This window comes from Streptomyces apocyni (genome assembly GCF_009739465.1).
GTDB classification, from domain to species: domain Bacteria; phylum Actinomycetota; class Actinomycetes; order Streptomycetales; family Streptomycetaceae; genus Streptomyces; species Streptomyces apocyni.
The window spans coordinates 178,522-194,939 of the sequence record NZ_WHOM01000061.1; the positions used below are offsets into that span (position 1 = coordinate 178,522).

Annotated in this window: 18 protein-coding genes; 4 read left to right on the forward strand and 14 right to left on the reverse strand. The window is 70.3% G+C overall.

Annotated elements, in window-relative coordinates:
- Nucleotides 1-265: 265 nt before the first annotated feature.
- Complete coding sequence (locus GCN81_RS17330) at nucleotides 266-1,594, reverse strand: class I SAM-dependent RNA methyltransferase (protein WP_156725537.1); 1,329 nt, start codon at nucleotides 1,592-1,594, stop codon at nucleotides 266-268.
- Nucleotides 1,595-1,806: 212 nt separating this feature from the next.
- Between GCN81_RS17330 and GCN81_RS17335 the strand changes: the two genes are divergently transcribed.
- Both GCN81_RS17335 and GCN81_RS17340 read left to right on the forward strand, forming a co-directional pair.
- A complete protein-coding gene (locus tag GCN81_RS17335; RefSeq protein WP_156725538.1) occupies nucleotides 1,807-2,475 on the forward strand; it encodes a potassium channel family protein in 669 nt (222 codons plus the stop codon).
- Nucleotides 2,472-3,134, forward strand: coding sequence for a potassium channel family protein (locus GCN81_RS17340; protein WP_156725539.1), 663 nt, complete (start codon nucleotides 2,472-2,474; stop codon nucleotides 3,132-3,134). Before GCN81_RS17335 ends, GCN81_RS17340 begins: the two co-directional genes overlap by 4 nt.
- A 101-nt stretch (nucleotides 3,135-3,235) precedes the next feature.
- On the opposite strand, the gene GCN81_RS17345 is transcribed toward GCN81_RS17340, so the two are convergent.
- The 8 genes from GCN81_RS17345 to GCN81_RS17380 all read right to left on the reverse strand — a co-directional run bounded on the left by GCN81_RS17345 (nucleotide 3,236) and on the right by GCN81_RS17380 (nucleotide 10,806).
- Nucleotides 3,236-4,000: a DUF3159 domain-containing protein gene (locus GCN81_RS17345; RefSeq protein ID WP_156725540.1), complete on the reverse strand. Its 765-nt coding sequence runs from the start codon at nucleotides 3,998-4,000 to the stop codon at nucleotides 3,236-3,238.
- Between the two features lie 3 nt (nucleotides 4,001-4,003).
- On the reverse strand, nucleotides 4,004-4,402 hold the full coding sequence (locus tag GCN81_RS17350) for an OB-fold nucleic acid binding domain-containing protein (RefSeq protein ID WP_156725541.1): 399 nt from the start codon (nucleotides 4,400-4,402) through the stop codon (nucleotides 4,004-4,006).
- A 118-nt stretch (nucleotides 4,403-4,520) separates the two neighbouring features.
- Nucleotides 4,521-5,204 carry a response regulator gene (locus GCN81_RS32405; protein WP_156725542.1) on the reverse strand — a complete coding sequence of 228 codons (684 nt, stop codon included), beginning with the start codon at nucleotides 5,202-5,204 and terminating at the stop codon, nucleotides 4,521-4,523.
- Between the two features lie 132 nt (nucleotides 5,205-5,336).
- Entirely contained in the window at nucleotides 5,337-7,880 is a 2,544-nt protein-coding gene (locus GCN81_RS17360) for a sensor histidine kinase (protein ID WP_156725543.1), read from the reverse strand.
- 121 nt (nucleotides 7,881-8,001) lie between these two features.
- Nucleotides 8,002-8,748 (reverse strand): ABC transporter ATP-binding protein, encoded by a 747-nt coding sequence (locus GCN81_RS17365; protein WP_156725544.1) that lies wholly within the window; start codon nucleotides 8,746-8,748, stop codon nucleotides 8,002-8,004.
- A 168-nt stretch (nucleotides 8,749-8,916) separates the two neighbouring features.
- Nucleotides 8,917-9,699: a DUF3710 domain-containing protein gene (locus tag GCN81_RS17370; protein WP_156725545.1), complete on the reverse strand. Its 783-nt coding sequence runs from the start codon at nucleotides 9,697-9,699 to the stop codon at nucleotides 8,917-8,919.
- 1 nt (nucleotide 9,700) lies between these two features.
- The gene (gene dut / locus GCN81_RS17375) at nucleotides 9,701-10,225 is read right to left on the reverse strand and encodes a dUTP diphosphatase (protein WP_156725546.1); all 525 of its coding nucleotides are present in this window, start codon (nucleotides 10,223-10,225) and stop codon (nucleotides 9,701-9,703) included.
- Nucleotides 10,225-10,806 (reverse strand): PaaI family thioesterase, encoded by a 582-nt coding sequence (locus GCN81_RS17380; RefSeq protein WP_156725547.1) that lies wholly within the window; start codon nucleotides 10,804-10,806, stop codon nucleotides 10,225-10,227. The genes dut and GCN81_RS17380 overlap by 1 nt, the downstream gene beginning before the upstream one ends.
- Nucleotides 10,807-10,864: 58 nt before the next feature.
- Here GCN81_RS17380 and GCN81_RS17385 point away from each other — a divergent pair, with 58 nt between their 5' ends.
- Nucleotides 10,865-11,323, forward strand: a complete 459-nt coding sequence (locus GCN81_RS17385) for a DUF3093 domain-containing protein (RefSeq protein ID WP_156725548.1) — start codon at nucleotides 10,865-10,867, stop codon at nucleotides 11,321-11,323.
- Between the two features lie 58 nt (nucleotides 11,324-11,381).
- Here GCN81_RS17385 and GCN81_RS17390 read toward each other — a convergent pair whose 3' ends face one another.
- The 4 genes from GCN81_RS17390 to GCN81_RS17405 form a co-directional block, all read right to left on the reverse strand.
- Nucleotides 11,382-12,299 carry a hypothetical protein gene (locus GCN81_RS17390; RefSeq protein WP_231626783.1) on the reverse strand — a complete coding sequence of 306 codons (918 nt, stop codon included), beginning with the start codon at nucleotides 12,297-12,299 and terminating at the stop codon, nucleotides 11,382-11,384.
- Between the two features lie 12 nt (nucleotides 12,300-12,311).
- Nucleotides 12,312-12,608 carry a DUF4193 domain-containing protein gene (locus GCN81_RS17395; protein WP_003951337.1) on the reverse strand — a complete coding sequence of 99 codons (297 nt, stop codon included), beginning with the start codon at nucleotides 12,606-12,608 and terminating at the stop codon, nucleotides 12,312-12,314.
- Nucleotides 12,609-13,000: 392 nt separating this feature from the next.
- On the reverse strand, nucleotides 13,001-14,245 hold the full coding sequence (locus tag GCN81_RS17400; RefSeq protein WP_156725549.1) for a sensor histidine kinase: 1,245 nt from the start codon (nucleotides 14,243-14,245) through the stop codon (nucleotides 13,001-13,003).
- A gap of 7 nt (nucleotides 14,246-14,252) precedes the next feature.
- Nucleotides 14,253-14,906: a response regulator transcription factor gene (locus tag GCN81_RS17405; protein ID WP_156725550.1), complete on the reverse strand. Its 654-nt coding sequence runs from the start codon at nucleotides 14,904-14,906 to the stop codon at nucleotides 14,253-14,255.
- A 304-nt stretch (nucleotides 14,907-15,210) separates the two neighbouring features.
- On the opposite strand from GCN81_RS17405, the gene GCN81_RS31890 reads away from it, so the two are divergent.
- Nucleotides 15,211-15,384, forward strand: a complete 174-nt coding sequence (locus tag GCN81_RS31890; protein ID WP_197287681.1) for a hypothetical protein — start codon at nucleotides 15,211-15,213, stop codon at nucleotides 15,382-15,384.
- A gap of 186 nt (nucleotides 15,385-15,570) precedes the next feature.
- Here GCN81_RS31890 and GCN81_RS17410 read toward each other — a convergent pair whose 3' ends face one another.
- Nucleotides 15,571-16,410 (reverse strand): inositol monophosphatase family protein, encoded by an 840-nt coding sequence (locus GCN81_RS17410; RefSeq protein ID WP_156725551.1) that lies wholly within the window; start codon nucleotides 16,408-16,410, stop codon nucleotides 15,571-15,573.
- Nucleotides 16,411-16,418: the final 8 nt, after the last annotated feature.

Below are 16,418 nucleotides of genomic sequence, written 5' to 3' on the forward strand. Positions count from 1 at the left end.
CCGCCAGCCTCCCGGGGACCAGGATGGGGAGCTCGGTGGGGTTCACGTCTTGGCACCCACCGCACGCGCCGTTGTCAACCACAGCTCGGGCTCCCCGACTCGTCAGCCCTCCCAGAACTCGAGCGTCACATGACCGCAAGAACGCCAGGTCGCGTCGCTGCGACAGAACCGCAGGTCAGGTCGGCTACGGCGGACCGCCTGCCGCACGACCCGTTGAATGGCAGGAAACAGGCCGAGCAGCCCACCCGATCCACGAAACCGCAGGTCAAACGCTCTTTGCGGCAGGCTCCAGGATCGCCACGCACTCCACGTGATGCGTCATCGGGAAGAGGTCGAAAGCCCGCAGTGTGCGGACCTTGTAGCCGCCCTCGCGGAAGTACGCGAGGTCGCGGGCCAGGGCCGCCGGGTCGCAGGCGACGTAGGCGATGCGGCGGGCGCCGAGGCTCGACAGGTGCTTGACGGTCTGCTTGCCCGCGCCCGCGCGGGGCGGGTCGAGGACGACCAGGTCGACCTCGGTGATGCCGGTGCGCGGCAGGGCCTGGTCGACCTTGCCCTGTTCGATGCGTACGCGGTCGAAGTCCTTGAGGTTGTGGCGGGCGTCTTCCACGGCGCGCTTGCCCGACTCGATGCCGAGGACCGCGCCCTGGTCGCCGACGCGGTCGGCGATCGCGCCCGCGAAAAGGCCGACGCCGCAGTACAGGTCGAGGGCCATGTCGCCCTTGCGGGGCAGCAGGCCCTGCATCACGGCCTTGACCAGGGTGTCCGCGGCCTGCGGGTGGACCTGCCAGAAGCCGCCGTTGCCGACGCGGTAGGTGCGGCCGTCGGCGCGTTCGCGGACGAAGGCGCGGCCGTGTACACGGTGTACGCCGCCGTCGTGTTCCTCGACGCGGAGGACGGAGACGGGCTTGTCGAGCTCGACGAGCGGCAGTCGGGCGCCGGGGCGCGGGGTCAGGATCACCTGGCGGTCGTGGGAGCCGGTCGCGGCGATGGCCTCGATGGACTCCATGCCGTCCCAGGCGCGCTTCTCGATGCCCAGCTCGGTCACACCAGGGGCCGCGATCATGCAGTGGTCGATGGGCTCGACCTCGTGTGAGCGGTGGCGGCGCAGTCCGGCGCGGCCCTCGTCGTCGACGGTGTACTGGACGCGGGTGCGCCAGGCCGGGACCTCGCCCGCGGGAAGCTTGTCGCCCTCGGCGGGCATGACCGTGCCGTCCCAGCCCGCCTCCTCGGGGGTGAGGCCCGCGAGCCGCTGGAGCTGCTCGGCGATCACCTCGCCCTTGAGGCGGCGCTGAGCACCGGGCTTGGCGTGCTGCCAGTCGCAGCCGCCGCAGCGGCCGGGACCGGCGTACGGGCAGGGAGCTACGACGCGGTCCTTGGACGCCTCCAGGACCTGGACCGCGTCCGCGCGCAGGAAGCGGGAGTCCTCTTCGCCGTCGGTGACACGCGCGATGACCTTCTCACCCGGGAGGGTGTGCCGGACGAACAGCACCCGGCCCTCGGCGGTACGGGCGATGCAGTGGCCGCCATGGGCGACGGGGCCGATCTCGACCTCGTACTCCTGCCCCACCAGCGAGTTCTTCGGTTCTGCCTGCATGGTGGGATGGCTCCAAAACGATTGAATGCGTGCGGCCGGACAACAACCTACGAGTCTACGTCGGCGCGAGCCTCTCGCCGCCCATGTGTAGCTTGGGGCTCGGGCGACAGGCTTCAGACGGACATCAGGCGGACATCAGGCGGAGTTCAGCCAGACTTCTGCCAGGCTGGCTGAGTCTGAGCGCACCACGACTGACAGGCGGAAGGACGGGCGTGCACATCGTCATCATGGGCTGCGGACGCGTGGGGGCCGCCCTCGCGCAGAACCTGGAGCAACAGGGTCATACGGTCGCGGTGATCGACCAGGACCCCACGGCGTTCCGCCGCCTGGGTTCCGGCTTCGGGGGCCGCCGGGTCACCGGCGTCGGCTTCGACCAGGACACCCTGCGCGAGGCGGGCGTCACGGACGCCGGTGCCTTCGCCGCGGTGAGCAGTGGCGACAACTCCAACATCATCGCCGCCCGGGTCGCCCGGGAGATGTTCGGCGTCGAGAACGTCGCGGCCCGCATCTACGACCCGCGCCGCGCCGAGGTCTACCAGCGGCTGGGCATCCCGACGGTCGCCACGGTCCGCTGGACGGCCGACCAGATGCTGCGACGGCTGCTGCCGTCGGGGGCCGAGCCGCTGTGGCGCGACCCCACCGGTGGCGTACAGCTGGCTGAGGTGTATACCTCCACGTCCTGGGTCGGCCACAAGATCAGCAAGCTGCAGGAGGAGACGGGCGTCCGCGTCGCGTTCCTCACCCGGTTGGGCGAGGCGACTCTGCCGACCTCGCAGACGGTGCTGCAGGAGGGCGACCTGGTGCATGTGATGATGCGCACCGATGAGGTCGAAAAGGTCGAGGCGGCATTCGCCGAAGGCCCTGAGGAAGGTCGCCGATGAGGGTCGCCATTGCCGGAGCGGGTGCGGTGGGCCGTTCCATCGCGGGGGAGCTGCTGGACAACGGGCACGAGGTGCTGCTGATCGACAAGGCTCCGACCGCCATCTCGGTGGAGCGGGTGCCGCACGCCGAGTGGCTGCTCGCCGATGCCTGTGAGATCACCTCGCTGGACGAGGCGGCGTTGCAGCGCTGCCAGGTGGCGATCGCCGCGACCGGTGACGACAAGGTCAACCTGGTCGTCTCGCTGCTGGCGAAGACCGAGTACGGCGTTCCCCGGGTCGTCGCACGCGTCAACAATCCCAGGAACGAGTGGCTGTTCAACGAGGCCTGGGGCGTCGATGTCGCGGTCTCCACGCCGCGCCTGATGTCCGCCCTGGTCGAGGAGGCGGTCAGCGTCGGCGACCTGGTACGGCTGCTGCGCTTCAGCCACGGCGACGCCAACCTGGTGGAGCTGACCCTGCCGCCGGAGTCGGCCCTGGCCGGGACCCGGATCGGCGATATCACCTGGCCCGAGGACACCTCGCTGGTCACGATCATCCGCGGCACCCGGGTGCTCACCCCGACCGTCGAGGACTCTCTGGAGGCGGGTGACGAGCTGCTCTTCGTGGCCGCCCAGGCCCGCGAGGAGCAGCTCGAGGACCTGCTGTCCGTACGCGCATGACGCGGGCGGTACGCACATGACACGGGCGGTACGCGCATGACGCGGGCCCGGCACCACGAAGGTGCCGGGCCCCACACACGTACCGCCACACGTACCGCTGACTACGCCTCGCCGCGCTCGGCCGCCGCCGCCCGCTCCGTCGCGGCCTTCGCGGCCTGCTCGGCCAGCTCCTCGGCCTCCATCTCCGCGAACACGTCGATCGGCGGCGGAGCCTTGGCCAGGAACAGCCAGGTGAAGTAGACCGCCAGCACCATCGGCGGCAGCTTCAGCGCGATCAGCACCCAGCCGAGCTGGGCGGTGTCCGCCCACCAGTAGAGCGGGAAGAGGATCGCGGCCTTGGCGAGGAAGATCGTGCCCCAGGCGAAGCTGGCCTTGACGTAGGCCTTCTTGCGCCCCGGGTTGCGGGTGCGCCAGGAGAGGTTCTCGCGGAAGATCGGCCCGAGCAGGATGCCGAGCAGGGGATACCCGACCAGCGCGGAGACGAAGAAGGCGAGCCCGAGGCCCAGGCCGTAGACCATGCCGGGCAGGTAGAAGTCCTTGGCGTTGCCGGTGAAGAGGGCGAAGGCCACACCCACCGCGACGCCGAAGACACCACTGAAGGCGTGCTTCACGGTGTCCCTGCGGGCCAGCCGCACGATGACCAGCAGGACCGAGACCGACAGGGCGGCGATCGCCGCGCTGTGCAGGTCACGGTTGACCGTGTAGATCATCACGAAGAGCAGTCCGGGGACCATCGTCTCCACGGTGCCCCGCACGCCACCGAACGCGTCGAGCAGGGCGGCCTGGGTGACGGCCTTGGTGTCGCTGTCCTGCTGACTGTCGCCTTCCTGGCGTACCTGATCGGTCGGCTTGTCGACAGACGTCACCGGCTACTCCCGTCCGAGCGGTCTCAGTTCGTATTTGGGGTTGAAGAGCACCCGGCGGCCGCGGTCAATCGAAACGCGACCCGATGCGATCAGCTTGCGCCCGGGTTCTATACCCACGATCGAGCGCCTGCCGAGCCACACCACGTCCAGCGGGGCCGAGCCGTCGAAGAGCTCCGCCTCCAGCGACGGGACCCCGGACCGGGGCTTGAGGGTGACCGTGCGCAACGTACCAGTAACCGTCACCATCTCACGGTCCTGGCAGTCGGCTATGCGCGTGCAGTCAGCGGTCGCCGACTCCTCCGCGAGCTCCTCCGACTCCTGCTCCTCCGGGGTGGAGGAGAGTCGGCCGAGTATCCGGCGAAACCGGCCCGACGACTTCTCTGCTCGAGGACCCGGGCTCATGAAAGAAGCGTACCGGGGTCCGACGAGGCGGGGTCCACCACGGACCTGCTCACCGCAATGGACCTGCTCACGGCAACGGACCCGTGCACCGCGATGGACCTGCTCACCACGGACCCGCTCACCGTTCGAACCGATATCCCATACCCGGCTCCGTGATGAAGTGCTTGGGGTGTGAGGGGTCCGCCTCCAGCTTGCGCCGGAGCTGGGCCATGTAGACCCGCAGGTAGTTCGTCTCCGTGCCGTAGGAGGGCCCCCAGACCTCCTGGAGCAGCTGCTTCTGGCTGACCAGGCGGCCGGTGTTACGTACCAGCACCTCAAGGAGGTGCCACTCCGTCGGCGTCAGGCGTACGTCCCGGCCGCCGCGGTTGACCTTCTTGGCGGCCAGATCGACGCTGAAGTCCTCGGTGTCCACCAGTACGTCGTCATCGCCGCCCCCGGTGGGCTCCGCGCGGCGGACCGCGGCGCGGAGCCTGGCCAGCAGCTCGTCCATGCCGAAGGGCTTGGTGACGTAGTCATCGGCACCCGCGTCGAGCGCCTCGACCTTCTCGTCGGAGCTGTGCCGGGCGGACAGGACCAGGATCGGCACCCGGGTCCAGCCGCGCAGGCCCCGGATCACGTCGACGCCGTCTATGTCGGGCAGCCCCAGGTCCAGGACGACGACGTCCGGATAGCGTGCGGCCGCGAGTTGCAGGGCGGTCGCGCCGTCGGCGGCGGCGTCCACCTCGTACTTGCGCGCCTTCAGGTTGATCACGAGGGCGCGTACGATCTGCGGCTCGTCGTCGACCACAAGCACCCTGGTCATGTGGGCCTGCTTTCTGCTGTCGGAAGGGTGAAGCACGGGACGGTGAAGGACGGGACGGTGAAGGACGGGACGGTAAGGCACTGGGGCGAGGCACTGGACGGTGAGGCACTGGACGGTGATCACGGCATCAGGTCATGAGGTGACCTGCGCGGGGAGATCGGGCCGGGCGGTCGGGTGCCCGGCCACGGCGGGCAGGGTGAGGACCATCGTGAGGCCACCGCCGGGAGTGTCCTCGGCGTTCAGCGTGCCGCGCATGGACTCCACGAAGCCCCGGGCGACCGCGAGCCCCAGGCCCACCCCGGCGCCCCGCGGGGCGTCACCGTAGCGCTGGAAGGGCTCGAAGATGTGTTCCTTGCCGTCGTCCGGGACGCCGGGGCCACGGTCCACGACCCGGACCTCGACGCGGTCGCCGAGTGCGCTGGCGGCGACCGTGACGGGGATGCCGTCCGGGCTGTACTTGACGGCGTTCTCGACGACGTTGGCGACGGCCCGCTCCAGCAGGCCCTTGTCGACCGCGACCATCGGGAGCGTCTCGGGGACGTCCAGCTCCACGCTGTCGTCCGGTACGCCGCCGAGCGCCATCGGGACGACCTCGTCCAGGTCGATCTCGCGGATCAGCGGGTTGACGGTGCCGGTCTGCAGCCGTGACATGTCCAGGAGGTTGCCGACCAGGTGGTTCAGCCGGTCCGCGCCGTCCTCGATGCCCGCGAGCAGATCGGCCTCGTCCCGCGCGGACCAGGCCACGTCGTCGGAGCGCAGCGAACTGACCGCCACCTTGATCGCCGCCAGCGGAGTGCGCAGGTCATGGCTGACGGCGGCGAGCAGGGCGGTACGGATGCGGTTGCCCTCGGCGAGCGCACGGGCCTGCTGGGCCTCGCTCTGCAGCCGCTGGCGGTCCAGGACGACCGCGGCCTGGGCGGCGAAGGCGCCGAGCACCCTGCGGTCCTCGGCGGGCAGTACGCGGCCGGAGAGGGCGAGCGCCATGTGGTCGCCGACCGGCATGTCCACATCCGCGTCCTCGGGGCGGTCCAGCTGCCGGGTGCCGACGCTGCCCGCGCACACCCACGGCTCGACGTCGCTCACGCGCTCCAGAAGGGCGACGGACTCCATGGCGAAGGTCTCGCGGACCCGCTCCAGGAGGGCGTCCAGAGTGGTCTCACCGCGCAGCACGCTCCCGGCGAGGAAGGAGAGGATCTCGGACTCGGCCCGGAGCCGGGCGGCCTGCTGGGTGCGCCGGGCCGCGAGGTCCACCACCGACGCCACCGCGACCGCGACGCCGACGAACACCAGGATGGAGACGATGTTCCTGGGAGCGGAGACCAGGAACTCGCGCTGGGGCTCGGTGAAGTAGTAATTCAGCAGCATTGACCCGGCCACGGCCGACGCCAGCGCCGGGCGCAGTCCGCCGAGCATCGCGGCGGCCACGGTCAGCGCCAGGAACAGCAGCATGTAGTTGGCCAGGCCGAGATCACCGATCAGGTGGATCAGCAGCAGGGTGAGCAGAACCGGCCCACCGACGCCCACCACCCAGCCCGAGGCGGTCCGGGAACGGCCCAGTCGGGCCCCGCGGGCCACCGGCAGCCCGCGGCCCTTGCCGACCGCGTCGTGCGTGACGATGTGCACGTCGAGGTCGGGGCCGGACTCGCGGGCGACGGTCGCCCCGACTCCGGGCCCGAAGATGTACTGCCAGGACGTGCGGCGGCTGGAGCCGAGCACGATCTGGGTGGCGTTGACGCCGCGGGCGAACTCCAGCAGGGAGCGGGGTATGTCGTCGCCGATGACGTGGTGGAAGGTGCCGCCGAGGTCCTCGACGAGAGTGCGCTGGACGGCCAGTTCCTTGGGCGAGGCGGCGGTGAGTCCGTCGCTGCGGGCGATGTAGACGGCGAGGATCTCGCTGCCGGAGCCCTTGGCGCCCATCCGGGCCGCGCGCCGGATCAGCGTCCGGCCTTCGGCGCCACCGGTCAGCCCGACGACGATGCGCTCGCGGGCCTGCCAGGTGGAGCGGATGTTGTGCTCACCGCGGTACTGCTGGAGGTACTCGTCGACCCGGTCCGCGACCCACAGAAGGGCCAGCTCGCGCAGCGCGGTGAGGTTGCCCGGGCGGAAGTAGTTGGACAGGGCCGCGTCGACCTCGTCGGGCTGGTAGATGTTGCCGTGCGCCATACGGCGGCGCAGCGCCTGGGGCGACATGTCGACCAGCTCGATCTGGTCAGCGCGGCGGACGACCTCGTCGGGGACGGTCTCCCGCTGCCGTACCCCGGTGATCGACTCGACGACGTCGGCGAGCGACTCCAGATGCTGGATGTTGACCGTGGATATGACGTCGATCCCGGCGGCGAGCAGTTCCTCGACGTCCTGCCAGCGCTTGGCGTTGCGCGAGCCGGGGACGTTGGTGTGGGCGATCTCGTCGACGAGCGCGACCTTGGGGTGGCGGGCGAGCACGGCGTCGACGTCCATCTCGGTGTGGCTGACGCCTCGGTGCTCCAGGTGGTGCCGCCGTACCTGCTCGAGGCCGTGCAGCAGCACCTCGGTACGTGGCCGGTCGTGGTGCTCCACGAAGGCGACCACGCAGTCGGTGCCGCGTTCTACCCTGCGGTGGGCCTCGGAGAGCATCGCGTACGTCTTGCCGACGCCAGGTGCCGCTCCGACGTATATCCGTAGCTTGCCGCGTCCCATGGCCTCATTGTCGTCCAGGTCATCCCCGCCGCGTACGCGACGCCTGCCTCCGCGAACCTACCGCTGCCAACGCGACGAAACGGACAGTGGGGCTGTCCTTGACGCAATGCTGATGGGCCCGCTACGCGCTCCCGTCGTCCTCGACGATGTGCCCGTCGCGCAGCTCCAGCACCCGGTCCGCCAGGTCGAGCAGCCCCGCGTCGTGGGTGGCGACCAGTGCCGTGACGCCCTCGCTGCGGACGACGGCGCGCAGCAGCTCCATCACCGCCTTGCCGGTCTCCGCGTCGAGCTGTCCGGTGGGTTCGTCGGCGATCAGGAGGACCGGCCGGTTGGCCAGGGCGCGGGCGATGGCGACCCGCTGCTGCTGGCCGCCGGAGAGTTCGCCGGGGCGCTGCGCGGCGTGCTCGGCGAGCCCCACCAGGGAGAGCAGCAGTGCGACGCGCTCCTCGCGTTCACCGGGGTCGGCTTTGCGCAGGCGCATCGGTACGCCGATGTTCTCCGCCGCGGACAGGATGGGGATCAGTCCGAAGGACTGGAAGATAAAGCCGACACGGTCGCGGCGCAGTGCGAGCAGACCGTCCTCGCCGAGCCCGGCGAGGTCCGTGCCGTCGACGGTGATCTGCCCACGGTCTGGTGTGTCGAGCCCGCCGACGAGGTTGAGCAGGGTCGTCTTGCCCGATCCGGAGCGGCCCTTGAGGGCGACGAGCTCGCCGCGCGGTACGGCGAACGAGACGCCCCGCAGCGCGTGCACGGCGGTGGCTCCGGTGCCGAACGAGCGGTGCAGGTTCTCGACCCGCACCATGGCGTCGCCGTACGGGCTCGGCGCCAGCGCCGTGCCGCCGCGCTCGCTGGTGTGGTCTTCGGTCATGCGCTACTCCCCCGTAAACCCCTGTACGTCGCATGTAGCGCGCCAGTATTGCCGTACGCGGCGGTGCCGGGCAATGGTCGCGGGGCAGCGGGCTGCCGGAGGCCGGAAAAGGCCGGTGGCCCGTACACCCACGGGGGATGTACGGGCCACCGGTCTGCTTTCGGGGGCTCAGCGCACCTCGGTGATCTCCGGGCCGCGCGCGAGCTGCCCCATCCCACCGGCGAAGCGCGAGCCTTCCTGCTCCTGGGGCTCCTGCGGCTGGACGCCCTCGGCCACCATCTGGGCGTCGTCCGGCAGCTTGAGGACGATGGGATCGCGCGGGGCCATCGGCGAATCGCCGCGGACCACTACGGTGTCCCGGAAGATGCTCTCCAGCAGACCCGCGGCCTCGGGCTGTACCGCGCCCTGGCCGGAGATCACGCCGCGCAGGAACCAGCGCGGCCCGTCGCAGCCGATGAAGCGGACCACCTGCATACCGCCCGTGCCGTCCGGCAGCTGCACCGGGACCTGGGCGCGCAGCTCCCAGCCCAGCGGGCCTTCCAGCTCGTCGATGACCCCGCCCTGCTGGGTGATGCCGGAGGCGATCTCCTCGCGGACCTCACCCCAGATGCCTTCCCGCTTCGGCGCGGCGAAGGCCTGCAGCTGGACGGCGCTGTCGCGCAGGACGACGGTCGCCGCGACGATCGCGTCGCCCGCGACCTCCACGCGCAGCTCCATGCCCTCGACTCCCGGCACGAAGATGCCGCCGAGGTCCACGCGGCCCTCGCCGGGCTCACGGACCTCTGAGGCGTCCCAGGGGCCGTCGGGACGGGGTGCGGGCGGCAGGCTGACGCGCTGCGACGCGGACTCGCCCGCCGTGTCTGCCGTGTCCTCAGGGTCGGTGCCCTCGACGACCTGCTCGGCCTCGCCGGCCGCGTCGTCGGCGGCACCCTTCTTACGACGTCCGAACACGTCACTGTCCTTCCCGGTCGCATGCGACCGAAGCGTATTGGTTCCCGCCGTGCGGACCGCCCGCTGTGCCGTCCACGGCGGCATGGCCACCGGTGGACCCGAAGCCCCCCTCGGCCCGTACCGAGTCGGGAAGTTCCGCGACCTCGTGGAAGCGCACCTTCTCGACCTGTTGGACGACCAGTTGGGCGATCCGGTCGAAGCGCTCGAACCGCACCGTGTCGCGCGGATCGAGATTCACCACGATCACCTTGATCTCCCCACGGTACCCGGCATCCACCGTCCCTGGGGCATTCACGAGGGCGACACCGCAGCGGGCGGCGAGGCCGGAACGCGGGTGTACGAAGGCCGCGTACCCCTCAGGGAGCGCGAAGGCGACCCCGGTGGGCAGCACCACGCGTTCGCCCGGAGCCAGCGCGCAGGCCTCGGTGGTGCGCAGGTCGGCTCCGGCGTCGCCGGGGTGCGCGTACTCCGGAAGCGGTACGTCCGGATCGAGGCGGCGGATCTGTACGGCGAGTGGCTCTCGCATCACGGGTTCACCTCGAAGGCCCGGGCTCGCCTGAGCTGGTCCGGGTCGCTCATCGCGGCCTGGATCTCGGCCGGACGGCCGTTGTCGATGAAGTGGTCGACCTTGACCTCGATGAAGAGGCCGTCGGCCCGGACCGCGACGGGGCCTTCGGGGCCGCCGATCCGCCCGGTGGCCGTGGAGTAGATCTTGCGTCCGGCGACTGCGGTGACCTGGGCCTCCAGGTACAGCACGGTGTCCACCGGGACGGGCCGTACGAAGTCGGTCTCCAGCCGTCCGGTGACCGCGATGACGCGCAGCAGCCAGTTCAGCGAGCCCAGCGTCTCGTCCAGGGCGGTGGTCAGTACGCCGCCGTGCGCCAGGCCCGGCGCGCCCTGGTGCTCGGGCTTGACCGTGAACTCCGCGGTGATGGCCACGCCATCGGCGGCCCGCGCCGCGAGGTGCAGTCCGTGCGGCTGGCCGCCGCCGCAGCCGAAGCAGTGCTCGTAGTGCGCGCCGAGGAGCTCGCCGGGCGCCGGGGCGTCCGGGTGCCGCTCCGGCGCCACGGCGTCGTCCGGGGGTGTCAACGATGTTCGTCCACTCACAGCCGCAGACCCTACCTGCGTGGCCCCCTGCCTGAAGCACCGTGCCAAGCTGGGCGCTATGCAGTCCTCAGCCCAGCTCTTCGAAGAACGCCTCACGGCACCCGGTTCCTGGTGGGTCATCTCGGCCCTGATCGGGGTCGCGGGCGGCCTGATGCTGCTGCCGCTCGGTCCGCTGCCGATGCTCGGCGGCCTGATCGGCGGTGGGGCGCTGGCGGCCGTCGCGGTGAGCTCGTACGGCTCGGCGCGGGTGCGGGTGGTGGCGGGTTCGCTGGTCGCGGGGGACGCCAGGGTTCCGGTGGCGGCCCTGGGCGAGGCCGAGGTGCTCGACCCGGACGAGGCGCGCGCCTGGCGCACCCGCAAGGCCGATCCGCGCGCCTACATGCTGCTGCGCGCCTACATCCCTACGGCAGTGCGCGTAGAGGTCACCGATCCCTCGGACCCGACGCCGTACGTCTATGTGTCGACCCGCGATCCGCAGGGCCTGGCAGCGGCCCTGAACGCGGCTCGGACGGCCTGACCGAACCGAGCCACCACCCGACCACCGCCCGGGGCTCCTCAGGGGCTCGCAGGGCGCTTCAGGGGCCTTCGGTGGGCTGCTGCGGGTCCTGCCTGGAGTCCCGCGAGTCCTGGGAGTCATGGGAGCCCTGGGATTCCTGCGGGGAATCCGCTGGCGGCTCCAGGGGCGCCAGCTCCGGCAAGGCGTCCCACGGCACCTGTGCCTGGCGCAGGTCCGCGCGGATGCGCTCCGCGAGTTTCTTGGTGTCGCGGCGGTTCATCAGGGCGCCGACGACCGCGCCCACCAGGAACGGCATCAGGTTCGGCAGATTTCTGACCGTGCGCTTCATGACCTGCTGTCGCAGCTCGCGCTTCGTGTGGGTGCCGAGCGCCGCTCCGATGGACGCCGTCTTGGCCACGTCGATCCCGCGCTCGTGGGTCCAGGACGTCAGATACGCGGTGGAGCGCTGGGCGAGGGTGCCCTCCGGGCGTAGCCCGTAGACCTCGCGGAGCTCTGCGATGAGCTTGAGTTCGATCGCGGCGACGCCCGTGATCTCCGCTGCCAGCTCCGCGGGCATCGCGGGTGGTACGGGCAGTGCCGCGGCCACGCCCACCCCCGCGCCGACGGTAGAGGAGGCATGGCAGGCGCCGGCCACCAGTCGGTCGGCGATCTGCTCGGGCCCCAGGCCCGGAAACTGCTGTCGCAGGGTGCTGAGATCGCGCACCGGGACGCGCGGTGCGAGGTCCATGATCCGGTCCGCGATCTGGCCGAGCCCGGCCTTCGCGCTGAGACCACCTCTGCGTACGCCTTTGCGTACGCCGTCCTTGGCTGTTGCCAGTCGGCCGGGCTTGGTCGTGGAGCTGTTCCCGCCGTGCGCATCGTCCGCTGGTTCGAGCGAGGCCTGGCGGCCTCGCTCACCGTCACGGACGCCGTCGCACGGGGTAGTGCCCGCCGCCTTGCGGAAGCGTCTCTTCCGGGGCAGCGCCGACCCTGTCACGGCCGACCGGCCTCAGTCGCAGTCGCGGCAGATGGGCTGACCGTTCTTCTCCCGCGCCAGCTGCGACCTGTGGTGTACCAGGAAGCAGCTCATGCAGGTGAACTCGTCCTGCTGCTTGGGGAGCACCCTGACGGCGAGCTCCTCATTCGACAGGTCAGCGCCGGGCAGCTCAAGGCCTTCCGCGGCCTCGAACTCGTCGACGTCGACGGTCGACGTCGACTTGTCATTCCTCCGCGCCTTGAGTTCTTCGATGCTGTCCTCATTGAGGTCGTCATCGGTCTTACGTGGGGTGTCGTAATCCGTTGCCATGTCGCTCTCCCCCTCCGGGTGTCTGCGGTGTCTCCAGCGCACGTAACGCGTGAGAGGCCGGACTTGTGCCCGACCCGAGGCGGAGATTTTGCCTCACATCAAGGTCTGTTACTCAATCGACACCCAACCGCACCCCTGAAGAGGTGATCGCGTTGGATGGCGATGGGGACCGTACACGGTCCGAAAACGCAGTTCACGGGCGCCACCCCGTGTACTTCCCGTGATCAAGACCCCCCAAAACCCGGATTTTCCCGGCTTTCTGGGGACCTTCACGATCACAGAGAGTAGATGGCTGAAAATTCGCCTTTGTGATCGATCCCACACGGATCTTTGGGGAGCAGGTCCCGAAAATTCCGCTAAAAGCGAACTTGAGGCGAATCGGCAGAAGCATCTCAGATAGGCAGGGTGACTCGCATCACGAGACCACCCCCCTCACGCGGCTCGGCGATGATACGGCCTGAGTGGGCTCGAGCCACCGACCTGGCGATGGAGAGTCCGAGCCCCACGCCCTTGTCGCTGCCGGTGCGCTCCGTGCGCAGCCGCCGGAAGGGCTCGAAGAGGTTGTCGATCTCGTAGGCGGGCACCACAGGGCCCGTATTGGCCACCAGAAGCACCGCCTGGCCGTGCTGCACCTCGGTGCGCACCTCGACCCACCCCCCTTCGGGGATGTTGTAGCGCACAGCGTTCTGTACCAGGTTAAGCGCGATGCGCTCCAGCAGGACGCCGTTGCCCTGAACTACCGCGACCTGCCGCTCGCCACGGATCTCCACGCCCTTGTCCACCGCCTCGGCACGCACCTGGTCGAGGGCGCGCGAGGCCACCTCGGCGAGGTCCACGGGCTTGCGCTCAACTATCTGGTTGTCGCTCCGAGCGAGCAGCAGCAGGCCCTCCACCAGCTGCTCGCTGCGCTCGTTGGTGGCGAGCAGCGTCTTGCCGAGCTGCTGGAGCTCAGGGGACGCCCCCGGGTCGGAGAGCTGCACCTCCAGCAGCGTGCGGTTGATCGCCAGCGGAGTGCGCAGCTCGTGCGAGGCGTTGGCGACGAACCGCTGCTGGGCGGTGAAGGCCCGCTCCAGGCGTTCCAGCATCTCGTCGAAGGTGTCCGAGAGCTCCTTGAGCTCGTCATCCGGACCGTCCAGCTCGATGCGGCGGGAGAGGTCGGAACCGGCTACCCGGCGGGCGATGCGGGTGATCCGGCCCAGCGGCGACAGCACCCGCCCGGCCATCGCGTACCCGAACGCGAACGCGATCACGCTGAGCCCGAGGAGGGCGAGCAGCGAACGGCTCAGGAGGTTGTCCAGCGCCCGCTGACGCAGGGCGTCGGCGCACTCCGAGATGGCGGCGTTCAGCGCGGTCTGCGTGGTGGCGGCGTCGACCGCCGGGCACTGGGGGCTGCGGATGCTGACGCTGCCGTCGCTGGAGATCTGCAGTTTCGGCGCGGAGCCGTTGTGCAGGGCGTCGGCCGCGAGGAGGTAGATGATCGAGAGCAGCAGGATGCCCGCGATCAGGAACATCCCGCCGTAGAGCAGGGTGAGCCGTATCCGGATCGTCGGACGCAGCCACGGGAAGGGCGGCTCCGGGCGTACGGGGTCCCAGGTCGGCTTGGGAGGTGCCGAAGGCGGCACCGGGGTCGCTGTCATGGAAGGTTCAGATCCGGTATCCCGAGCCGGGCACGGTCACGATGACAGCGGGCTCGCCGAGCTTGCGCCGCAGAGTCATCACGGTGACCCGTACGACGTTGGTGAAAGGGTCGGTGTTCTCGTCCCAGGCCTTCTCCAGGAGCTGCTCGGCCGAGACGACCGCGCCCTCGCTGCGCATCAGCACCTCAAGGACCGCGAACTCCTTCGGCGCCAGCTGGACCTCCCGGCCGTCGCGGAAGACCTCGCGGCGGTTGGGGTCCAGCTTGATGCCGGAGCGCTCCAGGACGGGCGGCAGGGCCACCGTCGTACGCCGGCCGAGCGCACGCACGCGTGCGGTCAGTTCGGTGAAGGCGAAGGGCTTGGGAAGGTAGTCGTCCGCGCCGAGCTCCAGGCCCTCGACGCGGTCGCTGACATCGCCGGACGCGGTGAGCATCAGCACCCGCGTGGGCATGCCCAGCTCGACGATCTTGCGGCAGACGTCGTCACCGTGCACGACCGGAAGGTCCCGGTCGAGTACGACCACGTCGTAGTCGTTCACCCCGATACGCTCCAGGGCGGCCGCCCCGTCGTAGACGACGTCGACGGCCATAGCCTCCCGGCGCAGTCCGGTGGCCACCGCATCGGCGAGCAGCTGCTCGTCCTCGACGACGAGTACGCGCACGTCGTGTCCTTCCTCTGGGCCCGCGCAGGCAGGCGCTGATGTCACTGGGCAGGCCTCCATCCTGCCCCTTTCGGCCATAAACCGGCTGTAAGGCGGTCCTCGGGCTGGGATTTCCGGGATTCCCGGGCCGGGAGAGGTTTCTTCGGAAGATGCCGGGGGGAGGACGACTGCACACCCGCGATCACGCTCTGCATGTGGCGTGCCACGAAACGCTTCCGCAGGCGGGGGAGAGCCGTGATCGCCCCTTCCCGAGGGCACACCCCCGTGCCACCGACCCACGACCCACGACGAGGGGGCGCGCACCATGGACGCATTCACCGCAGGGCTGCTGCAACGCATAAAGGCCACCGAAACCGACCTCACGCGGGCTCGCGAGGACGGCGACGACTTCCTGGCGGAGGTCGAGCAGGCCGAGCTCGACGACCTGCACCGGCTGGCGGCGGAGCACGGCGTACAGGTCGGCACGGCCAACGCCTAGCCGTCGCCTAGCCGTCACGCTGACGAGGGCCCCGGCACCTGGGAAGGTGCCGGGGCCCTCGTGCGCCCGCAGGCCGGTGACCGGTGACCGGTGCGGCTCAGGGATTTTGCCCCCACCCCGCCCCTTGAGGACATTTTTGAGCCCGGCCGACGAGGCCTTCCGGGAAGGGGCGGAGTGGAGAAGCACTCAGTCGTGCCAGGCCCCCAGCTCGTCGAGCTTGGCGCGCAACGTCTCGAAGAGGCCGGGTACGGCCGCCACCGTCAGGTCGCCCGACGGGGAGTCGTCCGGACCACGGCCGCCTACGAGCGCGCCAGCCTCGCGGGCGATCAGGTCACCGGCCGCGAGATCCCACGGGTTCAGCCCACGCTCGTAGTACGCGTCCAGGCGGCCAGCCGCGACATCGCACAGGTCGATCGCCGCCGAGCCGCCGCGCCGGATGTCCCGTACTTGCGGAATGAGCTGCCGCGCGACCTCGGCCTGCTGGACGCGGCGCTCGGTCAGGTAGCCGAAGCCGGTGCCGAGCAGGGCCTGCTCGAACGGGGGCGCGGGGCGTACCTTCAGCGGCCGGTCGTTGACATACGCGCCCTGGCCCAGCGCCGCCCGGAACGTTTCCGCCTGCATCGGGACGTGCACCACGCCGACGACCGTCTCGCCTGACGCGCCGGACGCTCCGTTCACGCGCGCCGCGATCGATACCGACCAGGCGGGCCGCCCGTACAGGTAGTTGACCGTGCCGTCGATCGGGTCGATGACCCACTGGACTCCGCTGCTGCCCGCGACGCTCGCGCCCTCCTCACCGAGGAAGCCGTCATCCGGCCGCTGCTCGGCCAGGAAGCCGGTGATCATCTTCTCGGAGGCGATGTCCATCTCCGTGACGACGTCGATGGCGCTGGACTTGGTGGCCGCGACCCCGAGGTCGTCAGGGCGGCTGTCGCGCAGGAAGTCACCCGCCCGGTGGGCGGCCTGGAGCGCGAGATCCAGGAGTTCGGCCTTGAGCCGGTCGGTCACCTTGGGCTGGTCGGTCACGGGGTTCC

Excerpts from the sequence above, each read along its gene's own strand:
- GCN81_RS17330 (WP_156725537.1), bottom strand. The coding sequence starts at position 1,594 with ATGCAGGCAGAACCGAAGAACTCGCTGGTGGGGCAGGAGTACGAGGTC.
- GCN81_RS17350 (WP_156725541.1), bottom strand. The coding sequence starts at position 4,402 with ATGAGCCCGGGTCCTCGAGCAGAGAAGTCGTCGGGCCGGTTTCGCCGG.
- GCN81_RS17395 (WP_003951337.1), bottom strand. The coding sequence starts at position 12,608 with ATGGCAACGGATTACGACACCCCACGTAAGACCGATGACGACCTCAAT.
- GCN81_RS17340 (WP_156725539.1), top strand. The coding sequence starts at position 2,472 with ATGAGGGTCGCCATTGCCGGAGCGGGTGCGGTGGGCCGTTCCATCGCG.
- GCN81_RS32405 (WP_156725542.1), bottom strand. The coding sequence starts at position 5,204 with ATGACCAGGGTGCTTGTGGTCGACGACGAGCCGCAGATCGTACGCGCC.
- GCN81_RS17385 (WP_156725548.1), top strand. The coding sequence starts at position 10,865 with ATGCAGTCCTCAGCCCAGCTCTTCGAAGAACGCCTCACGGCACCCGGT.
- GCN81_RS17400 (WP_156725549.1), bottom strand. The coding sequence starts at position 14,245 with ATGACAGCGACCCCGGTGCCGCCTTCGGCACCTCCCAAGCCGACCTGG.
- GCN81_RS17360 (WP_156725543.1), bottom strand. The coding sequence starts at position 7,880 with ATGGGACGCGGCAAGCTACGGATATACGTCGGAGCGGCACCTGGCGTC.
- dut (WP_156725546.1), bottom strand. The coding sequence starts at position 10,225 with ATGCGAGAGCCACTCGCCGTACAGATCCGCCGCCTCGATCCGGACGTA.
- GCN81_RS17365 (WP_156725544.1), bottom strand. The coding sequence starts at position 8,748 with ATGACCGAAGACCACACCAGCGAGCGCGGCGGCACGGCGCTGGCGCCG.
- GCN81_RS31890 (WP_197287681.1), top strand. The coding sequence starts at position 15,211 with ATGGACGCATTCACCGCAGGGCTGCTGCAACGCATAAAGGCCACCGAA.